The sequence below is a fragment of the Spiroplasma cantharicola genome (assembly GCF_001281045.1).
In the GTDB taxonomy this organism is placed as follows: Bacteria; Bacillota_I; Bacilli_A; order Mycoplasmatales; family Mycoplasmataceae; genus Spiroplasma_A; species Spiroplasma_A cantharicola.
Map to the genome: position 1 here is coordinate 270031 of NZ_CP012622.1, position 13423 is coordinate 283453.

The window sequence follows — 13423 nt, forward strand, 5'->3', positions numbered from 1 at the left end:
ATAATAATATTTGAGGTGAGATTTTATGGAAAACATAGTTAAAAATTTACCAGAAAAACCTGGTTGTTATTTATATAAAAATAAAAAAGAACAGATAATCTATGTTGGAAAAGCTAAAAATCTTAAAAAGAGAGTTTCAAGTTATTTTAATAAAGCACATAATTATAAAACAACCCAACTTGTTAGAAATATATGTGACATTGAAACTATAGTTACTGAAAATGAAAAGGAGTCATTAATTTTAGAGCAAAATCTTATAAAAAAATATCGCCCAAGATATAATATTGTATTAAATGATGATAAAAAATACCCATATATTGCTATTACAAAAGAGCAAGATCCAATTTATGTTTATACTAGAAATTTTGACAATAAAAATCAAATATCTTTTGGACCTCTTCCTGATGGAACTAGTGCTAGAAATATTTTAAAAACTTTGGAAAGAATTTATCCATTGAGAAGATGTAAAGGAAATTTGGGTAAACCTTGTATTCATTTTCATATTGATCAATGTTCAGGTGCATGTTTTAAAGAAGTTGAACCAAAATATTATCAAGATCAAATAACTAAAGTTAAAAATTTTTTTAATAGAACAAATGATGATTTTAAAAATAAATTAGAAGAAAAAATGATTATTGCTGCTGATAATCTTCAATTTGAAGAAGCTCAAAGAATAAAGGAAATTATTGCTCATTTAAACTTTTCAATTGTAGAACAATTTGTGGACTTTAATGATAATTTAAATCGAGATGTTTTTAATTATTTTGAAACAGAAGAATATATTTGTTTTGTTGTTTTATTTTATAGAAGTGGTAAATTAATTTTAAAAGACCAATTAATTATAAAAAATAGTTTAGAAGATTTAGTTTCTTTATTTGAAAATTTTATTATGCAGATATACTTAAAAAATATGCTTCCTGACTATATTATTCTTCCTCCAATATTAAAAAATACAAGTTTGAATTTTTTATTTCAAGAAAAAATAACTTATGGCAATGATGAGACTAGTTTAAAAATATTGGATCTTGCAAAAAATAATGCTCAAGAGTATATTAGACAACAAGAATTATACAAAAATCAAAAATCAATTAGTAAAGAAGAGCTACTAGATAATTTACAAAAAACTTTAAAACTGCCAAATTATCCATATCATATTGAAATGTTTGATGTAGCTAATATTTTAGATGAATTTGTAACTGGGGCAATGGTTGTTTTCAAAGGAGCTCAGCCAAGTTTTAATGATTTTAGAAAGTACAATATTATCATTGATGAAAAAGGTGATTTTCAAAGAATGCAAAATATGATTTATAGAAGATATCAAAAAGAAGTTGGTGAACAAAAAAACCTCCCTGATTTAATTATTATGGATGGGGGTAAAATACAAGTAAGTGCCGCTAAGTCACAATTAGAATTATTGGACTTAAACATTCCTATAATTGGACTTGTTAAGAATGATAAACATAAAACTGAATATATTTTAAATCATGACTCACAAGAAATATATTTAGATAAATCTCAAGAGGTTTTCAAATTTTTAGAACTGATTCAAGAACGAGTTCATAATTATGCAATTGCTGGCTTTAGAAAAAAACATAATAAATCATTTACAAGAGATGATTTATCTGCAATTAAGGGAGTTGGTGAAAAAATGATCCAAAAAATAAATACGCAGTTTCCTTCTAGAATGGATTTTTATAATGCCAGTTTTGAAGAAATAAAGAGTATTGTTAAAAAAGATGAAATTGTTTTGGCAATTAAAGAAATAAAAAACCAATTAGATAATAAAAAATAGAATAATATAGGTATTTTTATTATAAAAAAATGTATAATATTTTAGTTAATAAAAGGGGATTCATATGACAGATAAAGATATTATTTTAACAGCAGAGGGTCTTAAAGAATTAAAAGAAGAGTTAACTCATTTAATTAATAATGTACGTCCACAAGTTATTGAAGAACTTGTTGAAGCTCGTGCTCAAGGAGATTTATCAGAAAATGCTGATTATGATGCTGCAAGAAATAGACAAGCAGAAGTAGAAGCAAGAATTAAAGAAGTAGAAGCAATGCTTTCTAAAGCAAAAATTATTAAGGATTCTAATTCTAAAAATAAAGAAGTAAAAATTGGAAGTCAAGTTTCATTTACAAGTCAAAAAACTAAAAAAGAAATGACTGTAAAAATTGTTGGAGCTATTGAAGCAGATCCATTTGAAAACAAAATTTCAAATGAATCACCATTGGCTAAAGCAATGATGGGTAAAGTTGTTGGAGACTCTGTTGAAGTAAGAGAACTAAAAGAACCTTATAAAATAACAATTAAAGATATTAAGTAGTTAGCCTAATAATTTTATTAGGTTTTTTTGTATAAAAGGAGAAAGTAATATGTTAAAGGTTCAAAGCACATTTAAAAATAATTTACCAACAATATATTTAGTTGGAACTCCAATTGGTAATTTAAATGATATTTCAAAAAGAGTTATTGAAACCTTTGAAAATGTTGAAGTTATATATTGTGAAGATACTAGAGTAAGTATTAAATTAATAGAAAAATTAAAACTTTCAAAAAAATTAAAATCACTACATAAATTCAATGAATATTCTGTTTCACCAAACTTAATAGAAGATCTTAATAAATATAAAAATATAGCAATAATTAGTGATGCAGGAGTTCCTTGTATTAGTGATCCAGGAGCAATTGTAATTAGAGAGCTTATAGAAAAAAATATAGAAGTAAATATAACTTCAATCAATTGTGGTCCAGCATATATTCATGCAATAGTAGCATGTGGTTTTGTGGCAAAAAGAAATTTATTTTTAGGTTTTATAGATAAAAAAAATATTGAAAAGGAACTACAAAAAATATTAAATGACAATCATAATAATGATGTAATAATTTCCTTTTATGAATCAGTTCATAGAATCCAATCAACTTTAAACCAGTTAGCTTTACTTTTAAATGAAAATACAAATGTGGTAGTTGTAAGAGAATTGACAAAATTAAATGAGGAATTTTTAAGAGGTACAATTTTTGAAATTTGTGATTATATTAATAATAATCAATTAGTTTTAAAAGGTGAATTTTGTATTGTGATTGATTCAAAATTTACTTTAAAAAATGATACAAAAGTTGATATGGAAAAAGTAATAAGTGAAGTTCAAAAATTAATATCACAAAATATTAGTAAAAAAGATGCTATTAAAAATATCTCAAAAAAATATAGTGTAAATAAAAATGAATTAACAAAATACTTTTATAAGGAGTAATTTTTTAAATATTATAGACGATATAAATTATAGGAGGTCTATATATGGAAAAATTATCTATAGCAAAATCAAGAGAAATTGTTGGTGGAAAAGGAATAACAGGAGCTTTACTTGGCGGTGTTGGTTCTGTTACAAAATCAATTAGTGATTTTTTTTCAAATACAGTAGGAACTATTGCAACAACTGTATTTACAGCAATTTCATTAAATAAAAGTGATAAATTAGAATCAAAAATTGGAAATTCTACTTTTAAATTAGATAATTCAGCTTCAAATAAAGCATTAATTGAAGCTGAAAATAAAGTGCCAAATGTAGTAAATTTATTCTAAAATTTTGTTCAAAAAAGTAAAAAAAAGTAAAAAAAAGTACTAATTTGGTATAAAATTATTTAGGTTGCTAGTTTCAACCGCACTTTTGTATGTACTTAAGAAGTTTGTAAAATAACTCACATACAAGGCGAGTCTAGACTGGAGGAATAAAGATGTTCGCAATTATAAAAACTGGTGGAAAACAAATTAAAGTTCAATCAGGTGATGAAATTTATATTGAAAAATTAGAGGTCGAAGAAGGTAAAAAAGTTACTTTTAATGAAGTTCTAATGATTGATGGTACTGTAGGTTCACCTTTAATAAATGGAGCAGCAGTTATAGGAACTGTTGTTAAACAAGGTAAAGGTAAAAAACTTAGAGTTGTTAGATATCACCCTAAGAAAAACGTTAATAAAGTGTATGGTCATAGACAACCTTATACAAAAGTTAAAATTGAGACTATTTCATTAAATGGTTCAAAAACAACAGCTGCACCAAAAACAACAGAATCAGTTGTTTCAAGTACAACAGCTGCACCAAAAACAACTACTTCAAATAAAACAGAGGAATAGTTAATGGTAAAAGCTAAAATTGTTGAAAAAAACAACAAAATAAATTCATTTGTAATAAATGGTCATGCAAATTCAGCAGATTATGGAAATGATCTTGTATGTGCAGCTATTACAGGCATAGTTTCAGGTGCATTAAATGCATTAGATATTAAATTTAATAAAAATTTAAATATTAAAGTTGATGAAAAGAAAATTGAAATAGAAGTTATAGTAAATGATACAATTCTAAATCAACTACTTGAATTTATGATTATTCAACTGGAAACTATTGAGGTTCAATACCCAAAGAATTTTAGAATAGAAAGGATGATTTAATATGCGTTTCTTATTAGGATTACAATATTTTGCTTCTAAAAAAGGAGTAGGGTCAACTAGAAATGGTCGTGACTCAGAATCAAAGCGTTTAGGAGCTAAAAAAGCAGATGGTCAATTTGCTAATGCAGGTTCTATAATTTTTAGACAAAGAGGAACAAAAATCCATCCAGGTGTAAACGTTGGACGTGGTGGAGATGATACATTATTTGCTTTAGTATCAGGAATAGTAAAATATCAAAGATTTGGTAAAAACAGAACTAGAGCTGTTGTTATTCCCCAAGAATCTAAATAATAATATAAAAGCTCCTCACTAGGAGTTTTTTTTAATGAAAAGAGGAAATAATATGTCTTTTTTAATGTTGACACTTACTTTTTTATTATTAGTTCTTCTTTTATCTTTTTTCTGTAAGATTAGAATACGAAAGAGCAAAAAAATTAGTAAAGATAATATGAACATAGAGGTGGCTTTAAAAAATTTCAAGTCTACTTTTGCAAGTCAAAAAGATAAAAAAATTTTGATAAAAGAATTGGATTTAGTAGAAAGTTTTAATAAATTTCCTTTTAAATCAGATTTTAAAGAAATAAAAATTAAATATAAAAATGAATCTTTAATTCAAAATCTTGAAAATACACAAAATAGCTTTTATGATTATTGAGCAAGTAAAGAGTTTGATTTTTTTATAATATTTGAAAATTTGTCAAAAAATAATTTTGTAATCTTTTCGACCAAAAATTTATTATTAATATATAAAGATTTTTTAGGGCAAACCTTTAATTTATACAAATCTACTTTTATTTTAGAAGTTTTACCTGCTGTTATTTTTAAACAAGAAAAAAGAGAATATAAAAAAATTAAACCAGAAAATCTAAATGAATTTATTGATAGTCAATTTATTAAATTTTCTCAGGAACTGAATAAAATAATTAAAATGATTGAAATTGAATTAAGAGTTAAATCAAAAGAGAGTAAAATAGATTATCAAATTACTGAAGAAAATTTAAAATTAATAGAAGCTTATAAGATTTTGCAAGTACTGCCAACTGATTCAGATGACAAAATTAGAAAGGCTTATTTAAGACTTGCTAAAATGTATCATCCAGATAAAAATAAAAATGTAAATGCAAAAGAAAAAATGGCACAAATTAATGATGCATATGATATTGTAGTAAAAGAGAGAAATAAAAATTAAGGAGAATATTATGAATGTAAATAAAGAAATATTATTAGGTCAATATTTTGACCAAGCTTTAGAAGAAACAAAAAAGATAGTTGCTATGCCATCTTATAGAAGAGACTTAAAACATGGAGCTCCAGTTCATCAAGATACAAAAAATGTACTTAATCATTGTATTGATTTATTAAAGGGCTTTGGTTTTAAAACGTTTATAGCACCAGATTATAGATATGGCTATGCAGACTATGGGAATGGTGACAAATTATTTGGAATAATTTGTCATTTAGATGTGGTTCCCCCAGGAAATATTGATGAGTGAAAAACTAATCCATTTGAGCCAATAATTGAAAATGGGAAATTAATAGGTAGAGGCTCATTTGATGATAAGGGTCCTACAATGATGAATATTTTTGCTTTTAAATATTTAATTGATAATGGTTTTAAACCAGATTATAAAGTTAGATTTATTTTTGGTACAAGTGAAGAAACAAACTGAGAATGTATGGAAGCATATGTTGCAAATGAGCAATTATGTGATTTAGGTTATGTACCTGATGGTCATTTTCCAGTTGTATATGCAGAGAAATGAATTGCTGATGTTGATTTAGTAGGGAATTTTGAATCAGAATTTGAATTAAGTGGTGGAGAAGTTTATAACGCTGTAAATGATTTAGTAAAGTATAGTGGTCCTAAAACAAGTGAAATTGCAGCTTGATTAAAAGATAATTCAATTGATTCATATGAAAAAGATAATTATTTATTTGTAAAAGGAATATCTGCTCATGGTAGTTTGCCATTTAAAGGTATTTCAGCTTCGACTTGATTATTAAAAGCAATTGATGCAGTAGGTTTAAAACATCCATTGGCACAATTTGTTTCAAAATATGGTCATTTAAATTTTGATATGAAAGAAATTTTTGGAGATTTAAAAGATGAAACCGGGGATTTAACAGCATGTAATGGAATAGTTAATATTTCAAAAAGAGATTTTAGATTCACAATTAATTTTAGAATACCATGTACAAGAGATCCAAAAAAAGATGTCGTAGATGTTTTAGAAAAATTTGTTTCAGATAAAAATATTGAATTAAAACTAATTTCAATTGAAGATAGAGTTTATTTTCCAAAAGACAGTGATGTTGTAAAAAACATTATGGAAGTTTATAAAGAAGTAACAGGAGATTTGAAAGCAGAACCAATTGCAATTGGAGGAGGAACATTTGCAAAATCAATGCCTAATATGATTGCTTTTGGAGCTGAATTTGACTTAAATGATTCAACTATGCATGCATACAATGAGTATGTAAAAATTGATGATTTAAAGAAAATGATGGAGATTTATGCAAAATCTTTAGTTAAATTAACAAAATTAAAATAATGCTATTAAGCATTATTTTTTTTATAAAACCAATATTAAAAAATGATATACTATAAATATTGTATATTTAATTTTGGGTATGCAATCACATTTGGGAATTTTATATCCTAGTGCTTGTTATTTATAATTAAACAAGTGGATGTATTTAGAACCAGTATGGAAGAATAACGAATAAAAATTTGAAAGGACCTTAACATGGCAAAAGATTTAACAAGAGAACAGCTTTGAGATGCTGGAGCTCAATTTGGACATCAAACTAAACGTTGAAATCCAAAAATGAAACCATATATTTACGGAGCAAAAAATAAAAATCATATTATTGATTTACAACAAACAATTTGAAGATTAGAGGACGTTAAAAGATACGTTACTTCAATTGGACAAAAAAAAGAGAAAATAATTTTTGTTGGAACAAAAAGAAGTGCGAAAAATGCAGTTAAAGAAGCAGCATTAAGAAGTGGAAATTTCTTTGTAAACTCAAGATGATTGGGTGGAACACTAACAAATATGAAAACAATTTCATTAAGAATAAAAACTTTATGAGATATTGAAAATGAAGAAAAAACAGGAAAAATTAATTTAAGACCTAAAAAAGAGCAAATTCTAATTAGAAAAGAAAAAGCTAAATTAGAAAAAACTTTGGGTGGAATTAAACAAATGCATAAACTTCCAGCAGCAATGTTTGTAGTTGACCCTAAAACTGATGAAATTGCAGTTAAAGAAGCTAGAAAATTAAGAATTCCAGTTATTGCTATTTGTGATACAAATGTTGATCCAGATATGGTAGATTTTGTAATTCCTGCAAATGATGATATTCAAGAATCAGTAAACATAATTACTAACTTTATAGTTGATGTTTATGCTGATGCAGCTGGAATAAAAATGCAACCAAGTAGTTTAAAAATTGTAGCTCAGAAAAAAGAAGAGAAACAATATGGAGAAGGTCAAAGACCTTATACACCAAGAAATAATGATTCAATGGGTGAAAAATCAGCTGCACCTAAAAAACCTGCTGTAAACAAAGAAGAAACTAAATAGGAGAGATTAAAATGGCAGTTACACCACAATTAATTAAAGAATTAAGAGAAATGACTTCTGCTGGAATGATGGACTGTAAAAAAGCTTTAGAAGCTACAAACGGGAACATTGAAGAAGCAGTAGTATGATTAAGAGAAAATGGTTTAGCAAAAGCAGCTAAAAAAGCTGATAGAGTAGCAGCTGAAGGAGTTTCATTTGCAAAAACTGATGGTAAAAGAGCTATTATTTTTGAAGTGAACTCAGAGACTGACTTTGTTTCGAAAAATGATAAATTTATGGCATTAATTGACAATATTGGTAATGCTTTATTAAAATCAAAAGCTAAGAATTTACAAGAGGCTTTGGAAGTAAAATTATCAAATGGACAAACTATTAGTGAAGCTTGTGTAGAAGCAACAGCAACAATCGGAGAAAAAATTGAATTAAGAAGAATTGCTGCAGTTGAAGGTAAAAATTTATCAATTTATAATCATGCAAATAAAAGAATTTCTGTATTATTAAATTTTGAAGGAAGCATTTCAAGTGAAGATGCATATAATGTTTGTATGCACGTTGCAGCTATGTCTCCAAAATATTTAGCATCAAGTGATGTTCCTCAAGAATTTAAAGATCAAGAAATGCATATTATTAGAGAAACTACTGATTTAACAGGTAAACCAGAAAATGTTGCAGAAAACATTTTAAAAGGTAAGTTAAATAAAAAAATTGCTGAAATTACTTTATTAGATCAAGGTTTTGTAATGGATGAAAAACAAACAGTAGGCAATTTTGTAAAATCTAAAGGCTCAACTTTGAAACAAATGTTTAGATTTGAAGTAGGAGAAGGAATTGAAAAAGTAACAACAGATTTCGCAGCTGAAGTGGCAGCACAGTTGGCAGGTAATTAATATGATAAATAATTTATTATCTTTAGAACAAAGTAATTTGCTAATTCTTTCAATTGTACTTTTAACAGTAGCACCATTGTCTTCAATCTATTCTTGATATTTAACACTTCAATTTAAAACTAATAAATCTGAAGTTAAATTTGCAAATAAATTATGAGTTTCAATTATGATAACTTTACAATTTTTATCAATTGCATCATCTATAATGTCAATAGTATTTTATTTTATTGATTTGAATTTAAGTCAAACGTTATTCATTGTTTGCATTGTCATAGCATTTGCTACATCAGCAATTTGGTTTTCAATGGTTTTATTCTTTTCAAATCAAATATGATTTTATATGGATGAAGAAAAAATTGTTACATTAGGCGAATCAATAAAACTATCAAAAATTCAAAAAATTATTGAAGATGATCAAAAAAGTGCAGTATATGTAAACTACTTAGAAGGTAGAAGAACAATTAAAAAAGTTAAATTTAGTAAAAAAACAGCTTTAGGAATTTATTTTTTAGAAAACGCATCAAAAACTGGTGTTACTCCTGAAAAAGGTGATCAAGTTTCTTATTTTAAAGAGCAAATAGCTAAAATTAGACAAGAAGCTTTGGAAATGACAAATAAAAGTGTTAAAACACCTGTTGAACCAGTTGAAAATAAAACTGAAAAAGAAGCAAAAGAAAAAGTTGAAAAAGTTTCAAAAGATGTAGAACAAGCAGTTGAAAAAACAGAGGAAATTGTTGAAAAACCAGTTAAAAAACCAACTTCTTCTGTTAAAAAACCCACTGCAAAATCTAAAGCTTCAGAAAAAAAAGAAGATAAATAAAATAAAAGCACATTTCATATGTGTTTTTATTTTATTTAATATAAAATTAATATGAAAAAGGCAGAGGTAACTTTTAAGTAAGTTTGAGAAATACTCTTAGAACCTGATCTAGTTTATACTAGCGTAGGAAGACCTTTGGAATAATAATTCTGCTTTTTTCATGGAGGAACTTCATGAATAAAAATATTATAAAAATTTCTATCACATTGTCTTTAATAAGAATATTAATATGTTTAGGTTTAATGATATGAGGAATTATATCAATTGTAAATGCAGGAGATCAAAATGGAAATCTATCTGTTGGTAAAATAGTAACAATTTCTTTTTGTTTTTCACTTTTTTTTATTTTATTTACTTTAATAAATTTTTCCTTATTTTTAAATTGCATTATTAATATCAATGATATTAATAAAAAAAATATAATAGCTTTATCTTTTATAACTATAAATTTAGAAATTCTGATTTATTACTTAAGCAAGCAAAGTTTTAAGTTTAAAAAAATAGAAATGAGAAGATGGACAATATTTGATATAACTTCAATATCAATTTTATTAGCATTATATTTTTCAGTTGGTTTTGTTACAGGTTTAATTCCACCAATGCCTTTTTATATAACTTTAACTTTTAAATATATACCACTTTTTTTTGGAGCCTTTGTTTTATCTCTTTCTGCTTCACTCACTTTATGTTTTTTAGCAGCTACATTATCAGTTTTTTTACCAGGAGCATATTTAAATTTCTGACAATTTTTCTTTGACTATTGACTTCCCACATTATTAATTTTTACAGCGGGTGCTTTTACACCAAATGTAAAAACAGATAAGATGATTATAAAATTGGGTGTATGGTTTGCCTTTATTTCAATTCCTGTTTTATTTTTATATCTTTCAAGAGTTACATCAGGAGTTGTATATTGGTTAAATCCAAATAAAATTGAAATAATCAATAAAGAATTCAATTGAACAAATAATATTGGTTATTCATTTATTTATAATTCAATTAATACAATTTTTGACTATATACTTTTAATAATTTGTGTTCCAACAATATGTGAATCTCTTTGAACAGTTAAAGAAAGATTTTTCTATAATAGAGATTTAGTTTCAACAGAAATTTTAGATTAAAAATTTAAATATAAAAAAAAATTTCATTTTTAATAAAAATGAAATTTTTAATTACATTTCTTTTAAAATTTTTTTGTAGGAATTTAAAGAATATTTTAAGAGGAAAAAATTATGTCAAAAAAAATTAAAAAATATAGATATAACTTTGCGAAACTTATATTTACAATTCTTTTACTTCCTCTAATTTTATTAAAATCAAAGAAAGGTTTTAAATTATATAGAGATTTTTGTTATATATATCCAAGGTCAGAAAAAGAAAGAAATTTTAATGAATTCCCAAATATTAAATCTAAATTAAATTGCTTAGAGTATCATTATTGAGATTTAAAAAAAATGAATTTAAAAGCAGAATCATTTAAAGAAAAAGATATTGAACACTATACTTTGATTACTGAAAAGGGAAACATAAGTTGTATTAGAGCAAAAAATACAAACAGTAAAAATTGAGTTATTGCTTTGCATGGTTGAACCGAAGATAAATTTTTGGCTTTAAGACTCGTCTATCATTATTTTAAAAAAGGTTATAATATTTTATCTTTTGATGCCTTTGCTCATGGTGATAGTTATGGTAATTATACTGATATTGGTTATTCAAGTATTGAAATGTTAGATGAAATTATAATAGATTTAAAAAATAAAAATAATATTGAAAATATTGGTTTAATAGGTAATAGTATGGGAGCTTCAACTTCGATTTTATATTCTCAAAAAGGTCTATTTAAAAAAGAAATAAGTTGAGTTATTGCTGATTGCGGATTTAGTAATATCAAATATCAATATCGTTATTATATTCAAAATAATTTTTTTAAAAAAGCTTGATGATTAAATGGATTAGGATTTACAAAGCGCTTTAGTAGAATTACAAAAACAAATCAAAATAAATATAATTTAATTAAAAATATGAAACTTAATAATCAAACACCAATATTTTTTATACATGCTATTGGTGATACATTTATACCTTATGAAATGAGTTTAGATATGTATAATAAAAAAATCTCATTTGAAGTAAATAAAAAGAGTAGTTTATGAACACCAATAGGTTCTGAACATGTAAGTGTAATTACAGATTATAATAAGGAATACATAAATAGAACCTTAGATTTTTCCAAAGAAAGTGAGAAAATAAAAAATGAAAAATAAGAAGATGGGTTTTTGAACTGTTCTTGCATTGACATTAACAGCAACAATTGGTTCAAGTTTACTTGTTACTTTTAATCAAGTTTTTATGATGGTTGGTAATAATCCACTATTAATGATATTAGCTTGAATTATTGGAGGAATAATTATTCTTCCCGAGACTTTTTTAATGGTAGAACCAGCAATTTCTTTTCAAGAAAATGGAACTACTTATAGTTGATTAAGAAGAGCAAATTGAAAGGTTATGAGTTTCTGATTTGGTTGAGTATTAACATTATTTGTATCAGCAACTGCAATTGCAAGTAGTTGTTTAGCTTTATCTACAATTATTATGAGTATGGCAAAAAGTGATAATATTTATCTATTAAAAACTATATCTGTTTTAATTTTATTATTAATTGGAGGAACACAAATATTTTTAAAAAATAGTAGTCAAATAAGTCAAATTGTCTTTTTAGTAATAAAAGCACTACCAATATTATTTGTAATGATATTGGCATTAATTTATGGTTCAACTGATGGCTTGTTAAGTAACAAAGAAATGAATCAAGGATTAGGCCAAGCATATATTTCTTCTTCATTATTGATTCCAGCAATAACAATGACAATGTTTTCATATTCAGGAACAGAAGTGCCAACCTATGTTGCTGGTGAAATTAAAAATCCAGAAAAAACAACACCTAAAGTAATTATTTGTGGAGTAATAGTTGTTATTAGTATTTACTTAATATATGGAATAGCTTTATTATCATTAGCTAGTTCTGGTGATGAAATGGCAAATGGAAATCAAGGTTTATTGGCGTTTTCAAAATTGCCATATTGAGCTAAAATGACTTTTAATATTTTGGCAATTCTATTATTTATTGGTTCAATTAATGCTTTTCTTTTATATCAAACAAGATTAATTTATAAAATGGCAGAAGAAAAAGATTTATCTAAACCTTTTTTAAAAACTTCTAAATGATCAAATCAACCATATATGGCAATGTTATTATTAATGGGCTGTGCAATAGTTTATATAATTTTTAATCAAATTGTAGAATTGTTGGCTTATTTTTCACTAGCCGTAAGTGCTTTAAAAATATTGATGACAACAAATGTAGTATATTTGAGATTAAAAGAAACTTCATATAAGAAAGTATATAAAAATTGGCTATTTTGAATATTTGTTACTTTTGCATATTTAACTTGTATATTAACACTTATTGGTTCTATGATGTTAATGCTAAGTACAACAAGTATGACTGATATTTGAAAACCTATTTTAGTTATCTTATTTGTGATTTTAATTGTACCTATAGGTTTTTTAAAATTTTATTTACAAGAAAAATACTTAAAAAAAGAAAGTATTGAAAGCTAATTTAATAATATAGAAATTAAATCATTAAAAAACCCATATTTTTAT

General features: G+C 25.3%; 14 protein-coding genes, 1 pseudogene, 1 riboswitch and 1 other annotated feature. All 15 genes and pseudogenes read left to right on the forward strand.

Features of this window, described 5'->3' with window-relative positions; genetic code table 4:
- Positions 1–25 precede the first annotated feature (25 nt).
- A complete protein-coding gene (gene uvrC / locus SCANT_RS01215; protein ID WP_053945909.1) occupies positions 26–1792 on the forward strand; it encodes an excinuclease ABC subunit UvrC in 1767 nt (588 codons plus the stop codon).
- Between the two features lie 64 nt (positions 1793–1856).
- A complete protein-coding gene (gene greA, locus SCANT_RS01220; RefSeq protein ID WP_053945910.1) occupies positions 1857–2330 on the forward strand; it encodes a transcription elongation factor GreA in 474 nt (157 codons plus the stop codon).
- A gap of 49 nt (positions 2331–2379) precedes the next feature.
- The gene (gene rsmI, locus SCANT_RS01225) at positions 2380–3261 is read left to right on the forward strand and encodes a 16S rRNA (cytidine(1402)-2'-O)-methyltransferase (protein WP_083434189.1); all 882 of its coding nucleotides are present in this window, start codon (positions 2380–2382) and stop codon (positions 3259–3261) included.
- A gap of 44 nt (positions 3262–3305) precedes the next feature.
- Positions 3306–3590, forward strand: coding sequence for a hypothetical protein (locus SCANT_RS01230; RefSeq protein WP_053945911.1), 285 nt, complete (start codon positions 3306–3308; stop codon positions 3588–3590).
- A 65-nt stretch (positions 3591–3655) separates the two neighbouring features.
- Positions 3656–3735, forward strand: a sequence feature (ribosomal protein L21 leader region).
- A gap of 7 nt (positions 3736–3742) precedes the next feature.
- A pseudogene (gene rplU, locus SCANT_RS01235) lies at positions 3743–4039 on the forward strand (50S ribosomal protein L21); the annotation flags it as partial.
- Between the two features lie 105 nt (positions 4040–4144).
- Complete coding sequence (locus SCANT_RS01240) at positions 4145–4456, forward strand: ribosomal-processing cysteine protease Prp (protein WP_053945912.1); 312 nt, start codon at positions 4145–4147, stop codon at positions 4454–4456.
- Between the two features lies 1 nt (position 4457).
- On the forward strand, positions 4458–4748 hold the full coding sequence (rpmA, locus tag SCANT_RS01245; protein WP_053945913.1) for a 50S ribosomal protein L27: 291 nt from the start codon (positions 4458–4460) through the stop codon (positions 4746–4748).
- A gap of 34 nt (positions 4749–4782) precedes the next feature.
- Entirely contained in the window at positions 4783–5646 is an 864-nt protein-coding gene (locus SCANT_RS01250; RefSeq protein ID WP_053945914.1) for a J domain-containing protein, read from the forward strand.
- 10 nt (positions 5647–5656) lie between these two features.
- Positions 5657–7009, forward strand: a complete 1353-nt coding sequence (locus tag SCANT_RS01255) for a Sapep family Mn(2+)-dependent dipeptidase (protein WP_053945915.1) — start codon at positions 5657–5659, stop codon at positions 7007–7009.
- A 195-nt stretch (positions 7010–7204) separates the two neighbouring features.
- Entirely contained in the window at positions 7205–8047 is an 843-nt protein-coding gene (gene rpsB, locus SCANT_RS01260) for a 30S ribosomal protein S2 (protein WP_053945916.1), read from the forward strand.
- An 11-nt stretch (positions 8048–8058) separates the two neighbouring features.
- On the forward strand, positions 8059–8934 hold the full coding sequence (tsf, locus tag SCANT_RS01265; RefSeq protein WP_053945917.1) for a translation elongation factor Ts: 876 nt from the start codon (positions 8059–8061) through the stop codon (positions 8932–8934).
- Between the two features lies 1 nt (position 8935).
- On the forward strand, positions 8936–9754 hold the full coding sequence (locus SCANT_RS01270; RefSeq protein WP_053945918.1) for a hypothetical protein: 819 nt from the start codon (positions 8936–8938) through the stop codon (positions 9752–9754).
- Positions 9755–9806: 52 nt separating this feature from the next.
- Positions 9807–9902, forward strand: a riboswitch (TPP riboswitch).
- Between the two features lie 25 nt (positions 9903–9927).
- Complete coding sequence (locus SCANT_RS01275; RefSeq protein WP_053945919.1) at positions 9928–10878, forward strand: energy-coupled thiamine transporter ThiT; 951 nt, start codon at positions 9928–9930, stop codon at positions 10876–10878.
- 111 nt (positions 10879–10989) lie between these two features.
- Positions 10990–12021 carry an alpha/beta hydrolase gene (locus SCANT_RS01280; RefSeq protein WP_053945920.1) on the forward strand — a complete coding sequence of 344 codons (1032 nt, stop codon included), beginning with the start codon at positions 10990–10992 and terminating at the stop codon, positions 12019–12021.
- Positions 12011–13378, forward strand: coding sequence for an amino acid permease (locus SCANT_RS01285; protein WP_053945921.1), 1368 nt, complete (start codon positions 12011–12013; stop codon positions 13376–13378). Before SCANT_RS01280 ends, SCANT_RS01285 begins: the two co-directional genes overlap by 11 nt.
- Positions 13379–13423: the final 45 nt, after the last annotated feature.